The sequence below is a fragment of the Mycetocola saprophilus genome, from assembly GCF_000718085.1.
Taxonomy (GTDB): domain Bacteria; phylum Actinomycetota; class Actinomycetes; order Actinomycetales; family Microbacteriaceae; genus Mycetocola; species Mycetocola saprophilus.
In genome coordinates this window covers 674,444-694,654 of the sequence record NZ_JOEC01000001.1, presented here as the reverse complement: position 1 = coordinate 694,654, position 20,211 = coordinate 674,444, and the positions used below count along the sequence as shown (strand labels likewise).

General features: G+C 65.7%; 17 protein-coding genes. 7 read left to right on the top strand and 10 right to left on the bottom strand.

What is annotated here, in order from left to right; all coding sequences use genetic code 11:
- The first annotated feature begins 33 nt into the window (after nt 1-33).
- A complete protein-coding gene (locus IE92_RS17695; RefSeq protein WP_081863827.1) occupies nt 34-972 on the top strand; it encodes a Shedu anti-phage system protein SduA domain-containing protein in 939 nt (312 codons plus the stop codon).
- Between the two features lie 130 nt (nt 973-1,102).
- On the opposite strand, the gene aceB is transcribed toward IE92_RS17695, so the two are convergent.
- Together aceB and aceA are read right to left on the bottom strand one after the other, a co-directional pair.
- Nucleotides 1,103-2,737 (bottom strand): malate synthase A, encoded by a 1,635-nt coding sequence (aceB, locus tag IE92_RS0103110; protein ID WP_030143419.1) that lies wholly within the window; start codon nt 2,735-2,737, stop codon nt 1,103-1,105.
- Nucleotides 2,738-2,748: 11 nt separating this feature from the next.
- Nucleotides 2,749-4,035, bottom strand: coding sequence for an isocitrate lyase (gene aceA, locus IE92_RS0103105; protein WP_030143418.1), 1,287 nt, complete (start codon nt 4,033-4,035; stop codon nt 2,749-2,751).
- A gap of 169 nt (nt 4,036-4,204) precedes the next feature.
- On the opposite strand from aceA, the gene IE92_RS0103100 reads away from it, so the two are divergent.
- The gene (locus tag IE92_RS0103100; RefSeq protein WP_245601205.1) at nt 4,205-5,647 is read left to right on the top strand and encodes a helix-turn-helix transcriptional regulator; all 1,443 of its coding nucleotides are present in this window, start codon (nt 4,205-4,207) and stop codon (nt 5,645-5,647) included.
- Here the strand turns inward: IE92_RS0103100 and IE92_RS0103095 are convergent.
- On the bottom strand, nt 5,631-6,665 hold the full coding sequence (locus IE92_RS0103095) for a hypothetical protein (RefSeq protein WP_030143916.1): 1,035 nt from the start codon (nt 6,663-6,665) through the stop codon (nt 5,631-5,633). The two genes, IE92_RS0103100 and IE92_RS0103095, sit on opposite strands and share 17 nt — an antisense overlap.
- Before the next feature lie 132 nt (nt 6,666-6,797).
- The gene (locus tag IE92_RS0103090; protein WP_030143415.1) at nt 6,798-8,606 is read right to left on the bottom strand and encodes a DEAD/DEAH box helicase; all 1,809 of its coding nucleotides are present in this window, start codon (nt 8,604-8,606) and stop codon (nt 6,798-6,800) included.
- A 194-nt stretch (nt 8,607-8,800) separates the two neighbouring features.
- Between IE92_RS0103090 and IE92_RS0103085 the strand changes: the two genes are divergently transcribed.
- The gene (locus IE92_RS0103085; protein WP_030143414.1) at nt 8,801-9,559 is read left to right on the top strand and encodes an SGNH/GDSL hydrolase family protein; all 759 of its coding nucleotides are present in this window, start codon (nt 8,801-8,803) and stop codon (nt 9,557-9,559) included.
- A 79-nt stretch (nt 9,560-9,638) separates the two neighbouring features.
- Here the strand turns inward: IE92_RS0103085 and IE92_RS0103080 are convergent, their stop codons facing one another.
- Nucleotides 9,639-10,892, bottom strand: coding sequence for a D-alanyl-D-alanine carboxypeptidase family protein (locus tag IE92_RS0103080; protein WP_081863826.1), 1,254 nt, complete (start codon nt 10,890-10,892; stop codon nt 9,639-9,641).
- A gap of 51 nt (nt 10,893-10,943) precedes the next feature.
- Nucleotides 10,944-11,753 (bottom strand): TrmH family RNA methyltransferase, encoded by an 810-nt coding sequence (locus tag IE92_RS0103075; protein ID WP_051701524.1) that lies wholly within the window; start codon nt 11,751-11,753, stop codon nt 10,944-10,946.
- Nucleotides 11,754-11,856: 103 nt separating this feature from the next.
- Here IE92_RS0103075 and IE92_RS0103070 point away from each other — a divergent pair, with 103 nt between their 5' ends.
- Complete coding sequence (locus IE92_RS0103070; protein WP_030143411.1) at nt 11,857-12,693, top strand: Sir2 family NAD-dependent protein deacetylase; 837 nt, start codon at nt 11,857-11,859, stop codon at nt 12,691-12,693.
- 306 nt (nt 12,694-12,999) lie between these two features.
- Nucleotides 13,000-13,836 (top strand): NPP1 family protein, encoded by an 837-nt coding sequence (locus tag IE92_RS0103065; RefSeq protein ID WP_081863825.1) that lies wholly within the window; start codon nt 13,000-13,002, stop codon nt 13,834-13,836.
- A 70-nt stretch (nt 13,837-13,906) separates the two neighbouring features.
- On the opposite strand, the gene IE92_RS0103060 is transcribed toward IE92_RS0103065, so the two are convergent.
- Entirely contained in the window at nt 13,907-14,797 is an 891-nt protein-coding gene (locus IE92_RS0103060; RefSeq protein WP_030143409.1) for an alpha/beta fold hydrolase, read from the bottom strand.
- A gap of 115 nt (nt 14,798-14,912) precedes the next feature.
- Here IE92_RS0103060 and treS point away from each other — a divergent pair, with 115 nt between their 5' ends.
- Both treS and IE92_RS0103050 read left to right on the top strand, forming a co-directional pair.
- Nucleotides 14,913-16,622 carry a maltose alpha-D-glucosyltransferase gene (treS, locus tag IE92_RS0103055; protein ID WP_030143408.1) on the top strand — a complete coding sequence of 570 codons (1,710 nt, stop codon included), beginning with the start codon at nt 14,913-14,915 and terminating at the stop codon, nt 16,620-16,622.
- 110 nt (nt 16,623-16,732) lie between these two features.
- Nucleotides 16,733-17,434 carry a 3'-5' exonuclease gene (locus tag IE92_RS0103050; RefSeq protein ID WP_030143407.1) on the top strand — a complete coding sequence of 234 codons (702 nt, stop codon included), beginning with the start codon at nt 16,733-16,735 and terminating at the stop codon, nt 17,432-17,434.
- A 15-nt stretch (nt 17,435-17,449) separates the two neighbouring features.
- Here IE92_RS0103050 and IE92_RS0103045 read toward each other — a convergent pair whose 3' ends face one another.
- The 3 genes from IE92_RS0103045 to IE92_RS0103035 all read right to left on the bottom strand — a co-directional run bounded on the left by IE92_RS0103045 (nt 17,450) and on the right by IE92_RS0103035 (nt 20,113).
- On the bottom strand, nt 17,450-18,838 hold the full coding sequence (locus IE92_RS0103045) for a CoA transferase (protein ID WP_051701522.1): 1,389 nt from the start codon (nt 18,836-18,838) through the stop codon (nt 17,450-17,452).
- A gap of 98 nt (nt 18,839-18,936) precedes the next feature.
- Complete coding sequence (locus IE92_RS0103040) at nt 18,937-19,185, bottom strand: type B 50S ribosomal protein L31 (RefSeq protein ID WP_030143405.1); 249 nt, start codon at nt 19,183-19,185, stop codon at nt 18,937-18,939.
- Nucleotides 19,186-19,330: 145 nt separating this feature from the next.
- Nucleotides 19,331-20,113 carry an ABC transporter ATP-binding protein gene (locus IE92_RS0103035; RefSeq protein ID WP_030143404.1) on the bottom strand — a complete coding sequence of 261 codons (783 nt, stop codon included), beginning with the start codon at nt 20,111-20,113 and terminating at the stop codon, nt 19,331-19,333.
- Nucleotides 20,114-20,211: the final 98 nt, after the last annotated feature.

The following is a 20,211-nucleotide window of genomic DNA, read 5'->3' as shown; positions in this document are numbered from 1 at the left end:
TTCTTTGTCTTAGGCACTGATACTGTCTTTGCCATGTCTTTGGAACACAACCTTGCACCCCACAAGTTCGAATCACTCAAACCGGACAATAATTCCGCGCGCCCCTTACCTCTCGATTGGCAGACCTATGAGACAAAAGCAAGGGAGGAGTGGAGAGAACTTTTGGGATCTGATCCGGAAGAGAATCAAGTGCAGCAATTCCTCGAGTTACACCCAGCAATGGTTCCTGGAGGCAGCGGAGACGTAGGGCCTGGTGGACATCATGGATCAGATTTGGGGCTACTTTTCACTCAACCTGCTCTAGTAGGTGCGGGCGATTCGTACGTTCCCGATTTCATGTGGGTGACCCGCAGCTCCGGTCTCATAACTCCGATTCTGATTGAAATCGAGAAGCCTTCGAAGCTCTGGTTCACCAAAAAAGGCACGCCTACCGCAGATTTTTCCCAAGCCCGAGACCAATTAAACAATTGGCGCGCATGGTTTAACACTGAAGGAAATAGAGACATTTTCAGAAGAAAATATCTCTTTACTGTTGATAAGTACGAAGACCGGCCTATAGTTCCACAATTCCTCTTGGTCTATGGACGCGAGTCTGAGTTTGGACCGAATAGCACGCATAACAATCCGAAACAACTTCGTTTTAAACGAAACAGTCAACTTGCGGCAGACGAGACCGCGCGGAGTTTTGATTCGCTCAGTCCAAATTACAATCACAGCCAATCAATCACAGCCAAGCTAACCACCAAGGGAATTGTCCCGTTTGCTTTTTCGCCTGTGTACAGCACCGGGCCAATACCATCACTAGGCATCGAAGCGCTGAATAGTCCTGATGCAGCGTTCGAACGCACGGTTATGATGACTGAAGAACGCAAAGCATACCTACTAGAACGCTGGAACTATTGGTCCAACATTGGCAGAGAAACGGCGGGGGCCAGTCGCGGATTAATGGTCCGTGAATATGGCCTAGAGTAAGGTTGCTTCGAAAGCATCGCCCATTAGAATCTCAAGCAATTCGTTACATTTCTAAACATGCCTTGTAATCCACGGGCATTATGCTGAATGGCCACGCCAGGAATGTGACGTGGCCATTCCTCCACGGACGCTACGCCTCGATGGCCGCCAGCGGGACCTCCTCCACCAGATACTGACGATAGGCGGAGAGGGTGATAAAGGTCGGAAACTCCTCCCCCAGCACGCTCTCCTCGATCAGCGCGGCCGCCTCGGCGAATCGATTCCCCGGAAGCGCCGACCCTGCGCCGACCTCGGCCGCAATCCCCGCACGAATCAGCGCGGGACTGATGGTCTCCCCCGAACTCGTGCGAACCCGATAGCGCACCCACTGCCACAGCTGCGCCCGGGCAATCTCGGCGGTCGCCGCATCCTCCATCAGGTTGTCGATCGCCACCGCACCGCGTCCACGAAGCCAGGATTCCAGGTAGTGCACGGCCGCACGAATGTTGCCACGCACCCCGGCCTCGGTGACCTCGCCGGTGAGCCCATCCAGGTTCAGCAGGTCGCTCGCGCTCACGCTCACATCGGGGCGTAGTCGGGAGCGCTGATCCGGCCTAGCTCCCAGCACCGCGTCGAACTCGGCCCGGGCGATCGAGACCAGGCCCGGATGCGCGACCCAGGTCCCGTCAAACCCGGCCGCCGCCTCGCGCGCCTTATCCGCCCGCACCGCGGCGAATGCTCGTTCGTTTGCCACCGGGTTGTGACGGCTGGGGATAAACGCGCTCATTCCGCCGATGGCCGAGGCACCCCGGCGGTGGCAGGTCGCCACCAACAGGTTGGAGTAGTCGCGCAGGAAGGGGACATCCATCGTGACCAGGGCACGATCCGGCAGGACAAAGCGGACCCCGCGTTCCCGGTGCGTCTTGATGAGACTGAAAATATAGTCCCAGCGGCCGGCGTTGAGCCCCGCGCAGTGCTCGCGCAGCTCATAGAGGATCTCCTCCATCTCGAAGGCCGCACCGATCGTCTCGATCAGGACCGTGGCGCGGATCCTGCCGGCCTCGAGTCTCAGCGCCTCCTCGGCAAAATCAAATACCTCGTTCCAGAGCCGTGCCTCCAGGTGGTTTTCAATCTTGGGTAGGTAGAGGTAGGGGCCGCGCCCGGCGGCAATCAGCGCGTGGGCGTTGTGGAAGAGATACAGGCCCGCATCCACTAGGGCACCGACGGCGGGAACCCGCATGCCCGCCGGATCCGTCAGGGACAGGTGACGCTCCACCAGGTGCCATCCCCGCGGGCGGAGCACGATGGTGGGAGTGTCATCCCCCACCGTGTAGCGCCGACCGGTTGCCGGGTCCACGTGGTCGAGGGTGCCACGGATCGCACGGTACAGGGTCGCCTGCCCGCCGATGATATTCGCCCAGGTGGGACTCGTGGCGTCCTCCAGATCGGCAAGCCACACCTTTGCGCCGGAGTTCAACGCGTTGATCGCGAGTTTGGGATCGATCGGTCCGGTGATCTCCACCCGACGGTCCTCGAGCCCCGGCCCCGGCCCGGCCACCCGCCAGGTGGGATCCGCCCGAATGGCCGCGGTCTCGGGCAGGAAATTGAGGTTGCGGCCGTTATCAATGGTCGCCCGAGATTCCTGCCTGGCCCACAGCCGGGCATGCCGGGGTCCCGCAAAACGATCGTGGAGGTCGGCGAGGAAGTTCAGCGCCTCGGGCGTGAGGATCAGATCGGTGTCGGCCGAGCGCGCCCCGCGCAGCAGAATACGGTTGGATGTGGACATGACGACTCCCCCTAGTGGAACTGTTCGGACTCGGTGGATCCGGCGAGCGCCAGCGTCTGGCTCTCCGGATTGAGTGTGGTGGTAATCAGATCGAAGTAGCCGGTACCCACCTCACGCTGATGCCGCGTCGCGCTGTATCCGTGGGCCTCGGAAGCAAACTCGGCCTCCTGAAGGTCCACATAGGCGCTCATCTGGCGGTCCCGATACCCGCGGGCCAGGTCAAACATCGAGTGGTTGAGCGCGTGGAATCCGGCCAGGGTGATGAACTGGAACGCGTAGCCCAGATCGGCCAGGTCGTGCTGGAAGGTGGCAATCTGGGCGTCACTCAGGTGCCGCTTCCAGTTGAAGGACGGCGAGCAGTTATAGGCGAGCAGCTTGCCGGGGAATGCCGCGTGAATGCTCTCGGCGAAGCGCCTGGCCAGCTCGATGTCGGGCTCGGCGGATTCCACCCACAGCAGGTCGGCGTAGGGGGCGTAGGCGTGTCCGCGGGCGAGAACCGCGTCGATCCCCGGCGTGGTGGGCGAGAACCCCTCGGAGGTGCGCTCACCGGATACAAAGGGGCGATCGCGCGGATCCACATCGCTGGTGATCAGGTTGGCGGCCAGGGCGTCGGTCCGGGCGATGATGATCGAGGGAACCCCGGCCACATCCGCCGCGAGCCGTGCCGCGTTGAGCGTGCGAATATGCTGCCCGGTGGGAACCAGCACCTTCCCACCCATGTGCCCACACTTCTTCTCACTCGCCAACTGATCCTCCCAATGCACCCCGGCCGCCCCCGCACCGATCATCGCGCTCATCAGCTCGTAGGCGTTGAGGACGCCCCCGAAACCCGCTTCGGCGTCGGCCACGATGGGGGCAAACCAGTCGCTCACCCCGTCGGTGGTGCCCGACACCTGATCGGCCCGAGCCAGGGCATTGTTTATGCGCCGGACAACCTTGGGCACCGAGTCGGCCGGATACAGGCTCTGGTCCGGGTAGGTCTGCCCGGCGGAGTTGGCATCGGCAGCCACCTGCCAGCCCGACAGGTAGATCGCGTTGAGCCCGCCGCGCACCTGCTGCACCGCCTGGTTTCCGGTGAGCGCCCCCAGCGCGGGCACGTAGCGTTCGGAGTGCAGCAGGTCCCACAGGCGGCGGGCACCGCGGGCGGCCAGGGTGTGTTCTTCGAGGACGCTGCCACGCAGGGCGAGTACGTCCTCGGCGGTGTAGTCGCGGTGGATACCCGCCCAGCGCGGGTTGATCTCCCAGTCGGCGGAAAGGTCGGCGGCACTCTGATGCTGATCGCCGGGATAGCTGGTCATGAGGTTCTCCTGTTCTGGATCGCGTCGGTGCGACCCGGTGGATATGTCCCCAGCTTGCGCTCGGTGTCGGCCGGTCAATCCCGGATACCCAGCAGAAATACGGTCAAATTTCTGGAAAACGACAGAAACGCCCTGTGTACTCGGGGCACCAAGGGTTCGGGGGACCATCGTGTACGACGCACTGACCGTAGGACACCGCATTCGCCAGCGCCGCCGCGCGCTCGGCCTCACCCTCCGCGAGCTTGGAGTACGCATCGACCGGGCCGCCTCGCGGGTGAGCGTGATCGAACACGGTGGACGCGACCTGGGCATGGCCGAACTGGACCGCATCGCGGCCGCGCTGGAGACCACCACCGCCGAACTCCTGCGCGAGGACTCACCCTCGGCTCGGGCCGAACGCGAGATCCGGCTGGAACGTGTGCAGCGCTCGCCGCTGTATGCGAACCTGAGGCTCCCGGCGGTGCCGGTCCGGGCGTCCCTGAGCGATGCTGCAATCGACGCGATCCTCGGTCTCCACCGCGAGTTGGAACGACTCCACACCGAGCGCGCGGCCACCCCCGAGGAGGCGCGGCGGGCTAATGCCGCCCTGCGCGGGGACATGCGGGCGCGCGGAAACTACTATCCCGACATCGAACTGGTGGCCCGGGAGCTGCTCGCCTCCGTCAACCACGACTCCGGCCCACTCTCCCAGCGCCTGACCGGCGAGCTGGCCAGACACCTGGGGTTTAGTCTGCATACCGACGCGGAAATCCCCGCCGGGGCGCTCTCGATCACAGATCTGGAGGACGGACGCATCTTCATCCCGATAACGCGTTCCAGCACAACCGACCCGCGTACGCTCATCCTCCAGGCCCTCGCCTCCCGAGCCCTTGGCCACACCCCGCCGCGCGACTACGCCGAGTTTTTGCGCCAGCGCGTGGAGGCCAACTACCTGACCGGGGCCCTGCTGATTCCCGAAGCCGATGCCGTCCCCCGCCTGCTGGCGGCCAAGGCCGCGCGTGAGCTCTCGGTCGAGGATCTGCGCGATGCCTTCGGGGTGGGGTATGAAACCGCCGCTCACCGCTTCACCAACCTGATCACCCGGCACACCCAGATTCCCGTGCACTTCCTCCGCACCCATGAGTCCGGGGTACTCGTCAAGGCGTATGAAAATGATGGGGCGGCTCTGCCCAGCGATGTTCTGGGCGCGGTCGAGGGGCAGAGCGTGTGCCGCTGGTGGAGCGCGCGGCGGGTGTTCCTGGCGGATGATCAGGTCAGCCCCTACGCCCAGTACACCGATAAACCCGCCGGCACGTTTTGGTGCACCTCGCATATCCGGGTGACCGAACGCGGACGCTTCTCGCTGAGCGTGGGCACCCGGTTTGAGTACACCCGCTGGTTCCGCGGGCGCGAGACCTCCCACCGTTTTACCTCGCGGTGCCCGGATCCCGCATGCTGTCGCACACCCCCGGAAGCTCTCCACGCCCGTTGGGCCCACCGCACGTTCCCGGCGGCGCGGGTTCCCGATACGCTCCTCCATGCGCTGCCCACCGGGGTGTTTCCCGGGGTGGATGAAACGGATGTTTACACGTTTCTGGAGCGGCGGACCGAGCCGACTATCGAGTCGGAGTAGCGGCGCTCGAATTCGATTCGAACACACGTTCGAATACCGAAATCGGCGAGCGCCTGGGCCGGGATTTCCGCTGAATCACGGGCATCAGGCCCGCCTCGACGAGCGCCGCCTCGGTGCGACGCGGCAGCGGCGGCAGCTGAGCCAGCTCGCCGGCACCGGGCCGGGCCACACTCACCAGGAGCGACAGGCTGAGCTCCGGGGAGGCAATCTCCACCCGGGCCGATTCACCGGCGGAGCACCAGACGAGACGGGTGATTCGCTGCAGGGGCACACTGCGCTCCTGCCCATCCCAGGCGATCAGCAGCGCACCCCGGGTGAATCGCACCGAGGCAGGCACCGTGCGCAGCGCGCAGACTCCACGAAAAACGAGAAACGGGGGCAGGGCGATCAGCGCGGCGAGCAGCAGAAACACCATGGGCGAGGTGGAGACCCAGCGAGGTAGGGCGTCGGTCACGATCAGCACCGACAGGACGGTAGCGACCATCACGCCCAGCGCCACACCCCACCAGACCAGCGCGGCCACCGGCATCCTCACGGCGCGAAAGCCCACGCTGAATCCGGTCTTATCCTGCACCCATTCGGGTACCGTGCGCGGGTTCCTGGCGGGGCGTCGCGCGACCGTGGTGATCCGTCCGAGTACCCCCAGCACCATCCAGCCGGTGGCCGGAATGAGCGCAAACTGCACCATGATCGCCGGGGCACGGAGGGGCTCGGGTAGCATCCGGAGCCCGGCGCTCCCCGACTCCACCAGGTAGATCATCAGCCCACTACACGCCACAGCGAGCGCCACGTGGATCCAGAGCCCAACCCGGGCGGAACGAGCCCGGAAGGTTCGATTCACGAGGTCGATGCCGAGAAGCCAGCCGCCCAGGAGCGAGAGTATCATCGGCGGCAGGCCCATCCCCCGCTCGGTGAGCACCCAGGGAAGCGCGGCAGACAGACTCACCAGCGCCCAGAACGCGGGGCTGGTCAGGACACGACGCCACCAGGGTCTGGGTGAGGGGACGGTGGACGGCACAGATCGAGCATAGCGGCAACCCTGCGCGTCATCTTTCCGGTATCGCGGATGCCGGGAAGGGTTAGCGTCCGACTCCCCTGCGGGACTCCGGAGTTGCATAGCGCCGACTTCCCTTCGGGACGTCGGAGTTGATTAGCGCTGGCTCCCCAGCTGACGCCGCAGATACTGGATCCGCGACTGCAGCTGGGTCACACTGGCCTGCGGCACCGCCGGGCCGCCACACACGCGGCGCAGCTCGGCGTGGACCAGTCCGTGCGGCTGGCCGCTCTGCTTGGCGTAGAGGCCCACCAGCGAGTTCAGCAGCGAGCGCTGCTCCTTGAGGGTTCGATACAGCGGCTCGGGAGTGGTCTCCGGCGGCGCGATTCCCGCGGCCTCGCGATCATCCTGACGCCGCTGCTGACGCTGCTGACGCTGGGTCAGCAGCTCGTGAACCTGCTCGGGTTCGAGGATGCCCGGCAGCCCGATGAAATCGAGCTCCTCATCGGTCCCGGGTTCGGCGTAGCCCCCGAACTCCTGACCGTCAAAGACCACGCGATCAAAGTTGGCCGAGGACCCCATCGCCTCAAACGAGAACAGCTCCTGGCCGAGCTCCTCGGAGGCGCGATCCTCCTTATTGGCGGCGGCCACCATCGCGTCTTCGGGATTGTAGAAGTCGCCCTCGTCGCTTGAGGGACGATCCAGCGCGTGGTCGCGCTCGAGCTCCAGCGCGGCGGCCAGATTCATCAGCGGCGGCACGTTCGGCAGGAACACCGAGGCGGTCTCGCCTCGACGCCGAGCCCGCACGAAGCGGCCAATCGCCTGGGCAAAAAACAGCGGGGTGGATGAGGAGGTTGCGTAGACCCCCACCGCGAGGCGGGGCACGTCCACCCCCTCGGATACCATCCGTACGGCCACCATCCAGCGACTGGTGCCGTGGGAGAACTCATCGATCCGGTCGGAGGCTCCGGCATCATCGGAGAGCACCACGGTGACCTCCTCGCCGGTGATCTCCTTCAACAGTGCCGCATAGGCGCGCGCGGTGTAGTGATCGGTCGCGATCACCAGCCCGCCGGCATCGGGGATCGCGTGCCGAACCTCGGTCAGTCGCTTATTAGCCGAGTCGAGCACCTGCGGCACCCACTCTCCCTTGGGATCCAGCGCGGTGCGCCAGGCCTGGGAGGTGATGTCCTTGGTATTGCCCTCGCCCAGGCGCGCTTCCATCTCGTCGCCGGCCTTGGTACGCCAGCGCATGTGCCCGGCGTACACCATGAACATCACCGGGCGCACGACGCCGTCTTGGAGCGCGCGGCCATAGCCGTAGTTATAGTCGGTGACCGAGGTGCGGATGCCCTTATTGTCCGGGGCGTAGAGCACAAAGGGGATCGGGGCGGTGTCCGAGCGGAACGGGGTTCCGGTGAGCGAGAGTCTGCGGGTCGCGGGCTCGAAGGCGTCGCGGATCGCATCGCCCCAGCTCAGCGCGTCGCCGCCGTGATGGACCTCGTCCAGGATGACCAGGGTCTTGCGCGACTCGGTGATCTCGCGGTGCAGGGAGGCCCGTACGGCCACCTGCGCGTAGGTCACCGCGGCCCCGTGATAGTGCGAGGCATAGCGACGCTCGGCATTGGAGAAGTTCGGGTCGAGCCGGATACCGGCGCGCGCGGCCGCATCGGCCCACTGCTTTTTCAGGTGCTCGGTCGGGGCCACCACGGTGACCCGCTCGACCGTGCGCCGCGCCAACAGCTCGGCCGCCAGACGCAGGGCGAAGGTGGTTTTGCCCGCGCCCGGGGTAGCCGCGGCGAGAAAATCGCGCGGCTCGGTTTCAAAATACTTCTCGATCGCCTCGGCCTGCCAGGCCCGCAACTTGCTGACCGTACCCCACGCCGCACGCTCCGGGAAGGAGGGTGAGAGGTGTTCGGCGGCGGAGGTTCCGATGCGTGGACCGGAACCAGAATCCGGTGTCATCAACTCTTCGCTCACTGAACTAGACACTACCGGATACCCTCCGACACTGCCGAGCCCGGAGCGAGTTTGCGCCCGCCTCCGGAATTTCCCGGGCGAGCCGGGTACATTAGAGGCGACCCTCGTTAGCGACCGGAAGGAACCCCGTGACCACCCCCGAACCCGCGACCGAATCACAGCTTCACCCGTGGCGGCGAATGGTCTCCATTGGTGACTCCTTCACCGAGGGCATCGGCGATCCCGAGCCCGGATCCCCCGGTGGCAACCGCGGCTGGGCCGACCGGGTGGCCGAGGTGCTCGCCCGCGACTGTCCGGACTTTGCCTACGCCAACCTGGCCGTGCGCGGAAAGCTGATCGGTCAGATCATCAACGATCAGCTCGAACCCGCCCTCGGCCTGCACCCGGACCTGATCACCCTGTGCGCCGGCGGCAACGACGTCATCCGCCCCGGAACCGATCCCGACGAGATCGCCGAGAAGCTCGACGGTGCCGTGCGCACCCTCTCCCGCGACGGGGCGACGATCGTCCTGTTCACCGGGGTGGACACCGGCTTCTCCCCGGTCATGCGGGCCCTGCGTGGCAAGGTCGCGATCTACAACGAAAACGTGCGTGCAGTCGCCCAGCGCTACGACTGCATCGTCGCCGACCAGTGGGCCCTCTCCGAGATTCAGGATCCCGGCATGTGGGCCCCGGATCGCCTGCACCTCAACCCCCTCGGCCACCACACCGTGGCCCGGATGGTGCTGGACGCGCTGAACGTGCCCAACGACCTGCAGCCGCTGCGTCCCGAGGCCATGCCCGAGTCCTCCTGGCGGCAGGCCCGCTCCGAGGATCTGGCCTGGGCCCGCGAGCACCTGGTGCCCTGGGTGATTCGTCGCCTGCGCCACCAGAGCTCGGGTGATAACGTGAGCGCCAAGCGCCCCGAGGCCGCCCCGATCATCTTCCCCGAGCGCTAAACTCCCGCCCGACGCGCAACAAAAAACACCCCGGATTCCGCCACTCGATGACGGAATCCGGGGTGTTGTTTGTACCCGACTACATCGGGTTGGTCAGACGCCACCAGATCGAGGCCCCGTCCAGGTCATCCGCGAGAGCCACCGGAACCTCGGCGGACACGCCGTTTTCGGTCACGGTGATCTTTCCGGCCGGGTCGCCCTGCTTGCCCGAGGCCAGCGGATCGATGCTGGCCTTACGGGTGATCGGGGAATCACGCCAAACCACGGCGGTCGCATCCTTCGTGGCCACCACGTTGGCGTGGCTGCCCCAGGGGGTCTGAATGTAGCCCACCGGGTCACCCTTTTTGATCAGGGTGGCCTTGCCAAATGCCGCATAGGTGCTATCGAGCAGCTTGCTCACCGAGGCGAAGAGTTCCTCATGGGTCGCCGCGCCGATGACCACACCCACCACCGTGGTCTTCTTGCCGGCGACCTCTCGCTCGGCCGCAAACATCAGGCAGGCTCCGGCCACGATCGTGGTGCCGGTCTTGATCCCGATCACCCCGCCGGTTCCCAGCAGATCGTTGGTGTTCTTGAGGTTTCCGGCCTCGCCCAGCGCGGGGATCGAGGCGGACTTCTCGGAGACCACGGTGCTGAGTACGGGGTGTGCCAGCACCAGCTTGGCGATCTCCACCAGGTTCGGCGGGGAGGACTGGCTGGCCGGGTTAATGCCGCTGGCATCGGCCAGAACCGTATCGGTCAGGCCGTGCTTATCCAGCCAGGCGCGGGCGGCCGGGAGGAAGTTCTCCATCGAGCCATAGGCCCAGTTCGCCAGGGTGATCGCGTAGTTGTTACCGCTGGGAAGCATCAGCCCCTCGAGCAGCTGACGCTCGGTTACCTGGGCACCCACCACTACCGGAGCCCGGGATCCGCCCTCGGCCACGGTGTCCTGGTAGATCTTCTGATCGGTTTCGGTAAACGTATAGGTCGGACCCGACTCCCCCTTGGCCAGCGGAAGCTTTTCCAGCACCACCAGGGCGGTGATGGTTTTGGTCATGCTGGCGATCGAGGTGCGCTCCTGCGAGCCGTGACTGGCCAGGACGCCGTCGTATCCCACCTCGCCGACCGCGGCCACGCCGTTGGCGGGCCAGGCGATGGGCTCCTTCGCACTCGTGGGGGTGGCTAGGGTGGCCGCGGGGGTCGCGGCCGAGGCGGGCAACGGGCGAAGCATCGCATAGCCGCCGTAGCAGGCGGCCAGTACCGCTACAACGATGGCAATCGCGAGGGGTGCGCGGAGCAGGGCGCGGCTGCGAGCCCGGGATTTTCGGTCTCGGCGGAGGGGGAATTGGGTCACCGAAACAGTTTATGTGGCATCCCCTGAGCGTTTCGTGCGCGCCACAGCAAACTATTCGCGAATCCGCAGCTCCCAGAGTGCGACCGCGCTGGCCGCGGCAACATTGAGTGAATCCACCCCGTGCAGCATCGGGATAATCACCGTGCTGTCGGCGTGGTGCAGGGCCTGACGGCTGAGTCCGTCCCCCTCGCTGCCGAGCATCAGCGCGATCTTTTCGGGGGCCGCGGCCGAGAACGCGTCCAGGGTCACCGCGCGCTCATCGAGGGCCAGCGCTGCCACATGGAATCCCGCGGCGCTGAGGATCTCGCGCGCGTCGTCCCACTCGGGCATCCGGGTCCACGGCACCTGCAGCACCGTGCCCATGCTCACCCGGACGCTGCGGCGATAGAGGGGGTCGGCGCAGCGCGGCGACACCAGCACGGCGTCGGCACCGAGACCGGCCACCGCACGGAAGATCGCGCCCACGTTGGTGTGGTCCACGATGTCCTCCAGGATCACGATGCGTCGGGCATCCCGAATCAGCTCGGCCATATCCGGCAGTTCGGGCCGGTGCATCGCGGCGAGCGCACCCCGGTGCATGTGAAATCCAGTGAGGGCTTCCAGCGTGGCGGCATCCCCCACGTAAACCGGAACCTCGGGGAAGTCGGCCAGGATGGGTTCCATCTCGGCCAGCCACTTCTCGGCCAGCAGGACCGAACGCGGCACGTGACCGGCGGCGATGGCACGCGTGATGACCTTGCTCGACTCGGCGATGTAGAGCCCACCCTCGGGCTCGGTCACCCGGCGCAGGGCGACGTCCGTGAGCCGTGCATAATCGGCCAGTTCATCGAGTCCGTCCGGACCCAGGGGAATAACGCGCACCCAAATACTCCTGTACTCACTACGGTGGTTATGTAACACCACGAGGGGATCATCTGGTCCCCCGCTAGACCATCATTCCATCCCCGGCCCCTGGAGGCGTCACGTGCCCATTCCCGATTCGGTAGACCTCGACCGCGCGGCGGATATTCTACGGGGCCGCAGCCTGGCGATTCTGACCGGGGCCGGCGTCTCCACCGACTCCGGGATCCCCGACTATCGCGGACCCGGTGCCCCCGTGCGCAAGCCGATGACCGGGCCCGAGTTTCGCGCCTCGGCCGAGCGCCGTCGCCGCTACTGGGCCGGGGCTTTCCTGGGCGGACGCCTGATGCAGGCGGCCGCACCCAATCCGACCCACCGACTGCTAGCCGACTGGGAGCGCTCGGGCCGGGCGCTGGGCATCGCGACCCAGAATGTGGACGGACTCCACCGACAGGCGGGCACCCGCAAACTCGTGGAGCTGCACGGTGGCCTGGACCGGGTGGTGTGCCTGGCCTGTGAGCAGGGCTTTGCCCGGCAGGCGATCACCGAGCAGATCGCCCGGGAAAACCCGTGGCTGGCCCAGCTGGGTCCCGAGGATGCCGACCGGCTAAACCCCGACGGCGATGCCGAGGTGCCCGAGCTGGACGGCTTCACCGTGCCCGTGTGCACGGTCTGTGGCGGCCCACTCAAGCCCGACGTGGTCTTCTTCGGGGAGACGGTCCCCTCGGCCCGCTTTGCGCGCGCCCGCTCGATCGTGCACCGTGCCGACGCGCTACTGGTGCTGGGATCCTCGCTCACCGTAAACACCGGAATTCGCCTGCTGGATCAGGCGCGGCGCGACGGCTCCCCGATCATCACGATCAACCGAGGCACCACCGGCGGTGCCTCCCGCGCGACCCTCGTCCTCGAGGGCTCGGTGGCACCGGCCCTCCATGCGCTGGACGAGCGCCTCGCCGGATAGTCATTCTCTCCCCCTGCGGCCGGTGGGTCGGGTGCCATAAAACACCCGCCTGACCGGCCGGTTATATTTCCGGCAGGTTAACACTTGCCGCATAGAAATCTCATAGCCCATACAAATGCTGGGCACAGCGGGCACATAGCCACGCCCGAGATAACAATCACTTTTGTACTTCTTGACCCGCATTTTGGGGGTGCACTTTACTGGGCCCGGGGGGACGAAGAGTCTTCCCCGGCTCTGGGGGAAATGTCGCGGGTCGCGACGGCATGAGTCTCGAGCTGACACCCATCGCGACCTTCAAGGAGAAACATGTCCATCACCCTGGATGGCTCGGCTTCGGCCACCACCACCGCTCCGCGTTCAGCCCGCCGAGCTCACAAGATCGCAGGCGTGCTGCTGGGAGCAGCCTGTGCATTGGCCCTGACGATCGGCGCACCGCTGACCGCTCAGGCAGAGGTTTTCCAGCCGCTTCCGCAGAACGCGGACGGCCTGGAACAGACCTTCTCACCCGCCTATGACTACGACACCGACGGCTGCTACGCAACCGCCGCGATCAGCGCCAGCGGAAAAATCAACCCGGGACTCGGCCTGGGCGGTGCGGTCAATGGCCACTGCCACGACGCTCCGCAGCTGCAGAACTCGAACACCTACTCTCGGGAGAAGTGCAACAACGGCTGGTGCGCGATTATGTACGCCAGCTACTTTGAAAAGGACCAGGCGTCCAACGGAGTCGGGGAAATCGCCGGTGGCACCAATGGGCACCGAAACGACTGGGAGCACGTGGTTGTCTGGGTACAGAACAACCAGGTGAAGTATGTCTCCCGTTCGGTTCACAACGGCTGGCAGGTTGATCCCGCCTCCAAGGTGCGATTCGATGGCACCCACGCCAAGGTGGTTTACCACAAGGAGGGCGGCTTCACGCACTACTTCCGTCTGGCCAACGCCTCGGATGACCGCGTGGAAAACGTTACCGGAAACTGGTTCTACCCGCGTCTGGTGGGCTGGAACGGCTACCCGTCGGACTACCGCAACCGTCTGATGAACGCCAACTTCGGCGCGGCAACCATCAAGATTAACGACCAGAACTTCAACTGGCACCTCGGTGCGGCAAAGCCCGCCGGTATCTCGTTCAATCCCAACGCATAACGTTCGGGCCTGAAGAGCGCGGTGCCCCTGCTTCTCCTGATCGGGATGAGCGGGGGCACCGTTTCATGATTTATCGACCCAGTTCGTCGCGGATGAGGGCAGCCGCCTGCTCGGGGGTCTCATAGTGGATCAGGTGCCCCACCTCGGGGATGACCTCCAGGCGGGCATCCGCGAGCTTCTCGGCGAGCTCGCGCTGCTTGGGCACCGAGGTGATGTCATCGTTTTCGGCGGCGATCAGCAGGGTGCGCACGGGAATGCGGTTGGCATACTGGCTCACGTCGTAGCGCACCGAGGTGTCAAACGCGTCCATCACGCTGGCCCGGTCGGCAAACGCGCTGAAGTAGCGATCATGCTGATCGTGGATCCAGGCCCGACGCTCGGGATCCTTGGTCTTCGCCATTGCGATGCTGGAGACCCGGGTGATGATTCGCGAGCGCAGCAGCGCAAAGCCCATCCCCTCGGGCAGCGTCTTTCCGGCCCAATAGTAGAAGACCGCGAGTCGGGTGAGGATGCCGCGCGGTCCCGAGAGGGCCGGGGCGGCGATCGGGTTGACCAGGATCAGGGTGGACACCGGCTGCCCATCGGCCACCGCGGCCGACACCAAAATTGAGCCGAACGAGTGGCCGAGGATCACCGGCGGCGCGTCCAGATTGAGTGCGGCGATGAAACCGCGCAGCCAGCGCACGTAGCCCTCGATATCGTGACGGCCGCTGACAAATGCCGCGGACTCACCAAACCCGGGCAGGTCGGGGGCGATGATGTGGGCGTCGGGGAACTGGGCAACGATCGGCTCGAGCCCGTGATGATCCCCGCGGAATCCGTGCACAAACACCATCGTCACCGCGGCGTCCCGGTCGCCATATTCCCAGTACGCGGTGCGCGCCCCCTCCAGGGTCACCTCGCCGCGGCGGGTCGCAATCTGGTCGAGTCGGGGCTGGTACGGGGAGATCGGTGCAGTCACATCCTCAGTTTAGGTGTTGTGCACAACACATTCCCGCCCGCTGCCCCTAGACTCGTTCGGAAGACAGTTCGATCCGCCTTCTGGATCGTGCCCGTGCACCACAGATTGGAACAGTGTGACCTTTACTGCGCCCATCCAGCTCCCCGGCCTCGCACGCGAACCGCTCTGGTATCGCCGCGCGGTGTTCTATGAGGTGATGGTCCGCTCCTACGTGGATAGTAACGCCGATGGAACCGGCGATATGAAGGGTCTGATCAGCAAACTCGACTACCTGCAGTGGCTGGGAATCGACGCCCTCTGGCTCCCCCCGTTTTTCACCTCTCCCCTGCGTGATGGCGGTTACGATGTGGCCGACTACCGCAGTATCCTGCCGGAGTTTGGCACGATCGAGGAGTTCCGCGAGCTGGTAACCCGCGCCCACGAGCGCAACATGCGGGTCATCATCGACATCCCGCTGAACCACACCTCGGATCAGCACCCCTGGTTCCAGGCCTCCCGCGAGGACCCCGAGGGACCCTACGGCAACTTCTATGTCTGGAGTGATGACAATGAGAAGTTCCCGAACATCCGGATCATCTTCACCGACACCGAGGAGTCCAACTGGGCGTTTGATTCGGTGCGCAAGCAGTACTATTTCCACCGCTTCTTCTCCCACCAGCCGGACCTGAACTACGGCGAGCCCGCGGTTCACGAGGCCATCTTTGACGTGGTCCGGTTCTGGCTGGACCTCGGGGTGGACGGCTTCCGACTGGACGCGGTCCCCTACCTCTTTGAGTCCGATGAGGGCAACGGCGAGGGCGAACCGGAGACCCACGAGTTCCTGGTGAAGCTGCGCGCAATGCTGGACGAGGAGTATCCGGGCCGCATCATGCTCGCCGAGGCGAACCAGTGGCCCAAGGAAACCGCCGCATTCTTCGGCACCGACGAGGAGCCCGAGTGCCATATGGCCTTCGACTTCCCGGTCATGCCACGGATCTTCTACGCGCTGCGTTCGCAGCAGTCCGAGGAGCTAGAGCGGGTGCTGCGCGAGGTTACCCACATCCCCGACTGGGCCGGTTGGGGCGTGTTCCTGCGCAACCACGACGAGCTCACCCTGGAGATGGTGAGCGAGGACTACCGTCAGGCGATGTACGGATGGTATGCCTACGATCCGCGGATGCGGGTCAACGTGGGCATCCGGCGACGCCTGGCGCCGCTGCTGGATAATTCGCGTGCCGAGCTGGAGCTTGCCCACGCGCTGCTCTTCTCGCTGGGTGGCAGCCCGTTCCTCTATTACGGGGACGAGATTGGCATGGGCGATAACGTCTGGCTGGATGACCGCGATTCCTCCCGCACGCCGATGCAGTGGACCCCCGACCGCAACGCGGGATTCTCGGCCGCCGACCCCGGCAAGCTCTACCTGCCGGTGGTGCAGTCGCTGGTGTACAACTACCAGAGCGTGAACGTCGAGTCGCAGCTGGCGCAGTCGGCCTCGCTGCTGCACTGGATCCGCAACGTGATCCACACCCGCAAGTCGCATCCGGTCTTCGGCCTGGGAACCCTCGAGGTGGTCGACACCAACCACGGTTCGGTCCTCGCCTTCCGTCGCAGCTATGAGGGCAAGGTGGGGCCGCAGCTCGAACCCGCCGAAGACGTGCTGTGCGTGTTTAGCTTCGCGCACCACCCGACCCCGGTCACGATCACCGATCCCTCCCTGGCCGGTCGCCGCGTCCGCGACCTGTTTGGTGGGGCGACCTTCCCCTCCTTCGACGAGGACGGCACGCTGAACCTCACCATGGGCTCACAGAGCTTCTTCTGGCTGCACGTGAGCCGGCCCAGCGCCTAACCATATCGGCCCACAACGCACACGCGGATGTCCCCCGGGATGTCCGCGTTTGCGTTGTGGGCGGCGCGTGTTCCACACCGGTATCGGTGGTCCGGCCTAAGCTTAGAAACGTGAATACCACCACGAGCATCTGGACCCAGCCGATCGCCGTCTTCGACCTGGAAACCACCGGGATCGACGTCACCACGAGCCGCATTGTGAGCGCGCACGTGGGCATTCTCGATGCGCGAGGCGAGGTGATCCGCAACCACGACTGGCTGGCGGATCCCGGGGTCGAGATTCCCGAGCAGGCCACCGCGGTCCACGGCATCACCACCGAGCGCGCCCGCGCCGAGGGTCAGCCCGCCGCCCTGGTGGTTGCCGAGATCATCTCCGCGCTGCGCGAGCTACTGACGGCCAACGTGCCGGTGGTCATCTACAACGCCCCCTACGACCTCAGTCTGCTGCACCATGAGGCGCTGCGCTATGGCTACCCGCCGCTGGAAAACCCGTCCCCGATCGTGGATCCGCTGGTCATCGATAAGGCCGTGGACCGCTTCCGCAAGGGCAAGCGCACCCTCGAGGCCTCGGCCGAGTTTTACGGCGTCTCGCTGCTGGATGCCCACGACGCCGCCTCCGACGCGATCGCCGCCGGCCATGTGGCCCAGGCCCTGATCCGCGCCCATGCCGACAAGCTGGAGGGGCTCAGCGCCGCCGAGCTGCACGCCAAGCAGGTGGACTGGTGCGCCGAGCAGGCCGCGTCCTTCCAGGAATACATGCGCCGCTCGAAGAACCCGAACTTTGTGGCCTCCGGGGAGTGGCCAGTCCGCTAGGGCTGCCCCTGCCTGTTAGCGCTGTCCCCAGCGTGGCGCGTCGGCGCCCAGCGCCCGCGCCGGATGATCCGAATCCACCCGAATGCCCGCGGACGCGGCTGGCCAGGGCAGGCGCTGTGCGAGCCCCCAGGATGTGTGTTCGATCCGGGTTGTGGGGGCCGGTGACTCCGTGACGATGGTGAGTGGATCGGTGCCGATCCGCGAATCCAGCAGGCTCGCGGTCTTGGCCAGCGAGAGGCGCGCCCGCACCCCCTCGCCGTGATGTACCGACTGCGCCCAGCCGCGCAGGGCGGCGGTTGCCGCAAGCATCCCGGTTGCATGATCGAGGGCCTGCACGGGCAGCGAGACCGGCGCAGTTCCTTCCTCGGGGATGGCCGCGACGCCGGTGCTGAACTGCACGATCGAATCGAACCCGCGGCGGCCTCGCCAGGGGCCGCTCCACCCGTAGGCGTTGAGGGCCACCTCGGTGAGTCCCGGGCGGATTCGGGCGCGCTCTCGCTCACCAAATCCCAGGCGCTCCAGGGCGTCGGCGCGGTAGCCGTGGACCAGGATGTCCGCCTCGGCCAGCAGGTTGAGGAAGCGCTCCCGGTCGATCCGGTGACGCAGATCGAGCCGGGCCGTGCGCTTGCCCCAGAGCATCTCGGATTCCAGGGTGGGCTCGGACCAGTCCGGTGGGTCGATCCGGAGCACGTCGGCACCCAGCAACGCCAGGGTGCGGGTCGCAACCGGGCCGGCGATGACCCGGGTCAGATCGAGCACACGGACCCCGCGTAGGGGCCGTTCGGGGTCCGGGGCACCCTGTCGGCGGGCGGGGAAGCCGGTGGATTCCCAGGCGATCAACGGTTCGGACGCGATGGCACGTCCGGGCGCCGAGTGTCGCCATTCCTCCCGGGTCTGCAACCGGGCGGCCGCTCCCCCGAAGCCGACGATGCGGTCCTCGGCCTCGATCGAGCCCAGCTGCGCCAGGCGTGCTTCCAGGCGTGCGCGGGTGGTGTCGTGGGCGAGGCCCAGCGCATCCAGCATCGCGATTCGGTGTGCGGGCGCGTTGGCGTGGGTGCGGATCCATCCGTCGGCGGTCCGGATGCCACCCGAGAGCGGGCTCCAGGGGTTTCCGGGGAGCCACCCCAGCGGGCGCAGGGTGCCGTGGAACCAGGCGGATGCGCCCATCCGCGAGACGGTCACGGGCGTGTGTGCGGCGGGGGCGATCAGGTCGGCCGCGGCGATCTGGGCGGCGGCGAAGGTGGCGGCCGCGAGGTTGTCGAGCAGATCGGCGGGGGTTTCGGGATCGCCGAGACCCAGGCGTGTCGCGGCCGACCCGGGATCCCCATCCGCGGGCGCGGCCTCGCCACTCGCGAGCGGCGGGCGGGCCGCGAGAATCGCATCGAGCAGGTCGGCAGTTTCCATAGCCTTATCCTGCCTCGCGGGGGCCGGTTCGGCAATGGCGTACCAAAACAAAACCGGGCCCCTCCCGAAAGAGGAACCCGGTTGAGGTTGGGTGCGGGTTACGCGCCGAAACCTGCGAAACGCTGGTTGAACTTCTCCACGCGGCCGGCGGAGTCCATGATGCGCTGCTTGCCGGTGTAGAAGGGGTGCGAAGCCGAGGAGATTTCGACGTCGATGACCGGGTAGGTCACGCCGTCGAGCTCGATGGTCTTGTCGCTGCTGACCGTGGTACGGGTCAGGAAGGTTTCACCCGATGCGAGGTCGCGGAACACAACTGCTTCGTAGGTGGGGTGGATGTCGGTCTTCATGAGGACTTCCTTGATAGTGGATGGTGGTAACGATAAACGTCTTGGGATTTGGCCGCGCGGCGCGAAACCTGCGCAGCTAAGTCAGCTACTAACTTTAGCAGACTTCATACCGGGGTGTGCGAACACGCCCCGGCGGGTCTTGGGCCTAGACCGCGCGGGCGTTGTAGCGCCCGCCGGTTTCGGTCACGTTGATCGGCAGACCAAACGTGGTGGAGAGGTTGTCCGAGGTCACGGTGTCCGCGAGCGGACCCTGTGCCACGATGCGACCCTCGCGGATGAGCAGTGCGTGGGTGAAGCCCACGGGGATCTCCTCCACGTGGTGGGTCACCATGACGATGGCCGGGGCCTCGGTCGAGCGCGCGAAGCCGCCGAGCAGGGCGACCAGCTCTTCGCGGGCACCGAGGTCGAGGCTCGAGGCGGGCTCATCAAGCAGCAGCAGCTCGGGATCGGTCATCACCGCACGGGCGATCTGCACCCGCTTCTGCTCGCCGTCGCTCAGGGTGCCAAACGCGCGGTCGGCGAGGTGGTCGAGCTTCCACTCGTTCAGCACGCGGTGGGCGCGCTTCTCGTCGATGTTTTCGTACTCCTCGGTCCAGCGACCGGTCACCGAGTAGGCGGCGGTCATCACGACGTTGAGCACGGTCTCGCCCTGCGGCAGACGCTTGGAGAGCGCGCTGGAGGCGAATCCGATGCGCGGGCGCAGCTCGAACACGTCGGTGCGACCCAGGCGGTCGCCGAGGATGTCCACGGTACCGAGGGTCGGGTACAGCTGGGTGGCCGCAAGCTGCAGCAGGGTGGTTTTCCCGGCACCGTTGGGTCCGAGGATGACCCAGCGCTCATCGGAACCGACCGTCCAGGTCGCCGAATCCAGGATGGGGCTGCCATCTCGCAGCACCGATACGTCTTCTACGTGCAGAACCTTCGCCATGTTCTAAGCCTATCGCTCCGCACCGGGAGTGCGTGACACATCCGTCGCCGAGTTGATGCCAGAATGAGGCGATAGCCGTTTTGCGACAGAGAGCAGAA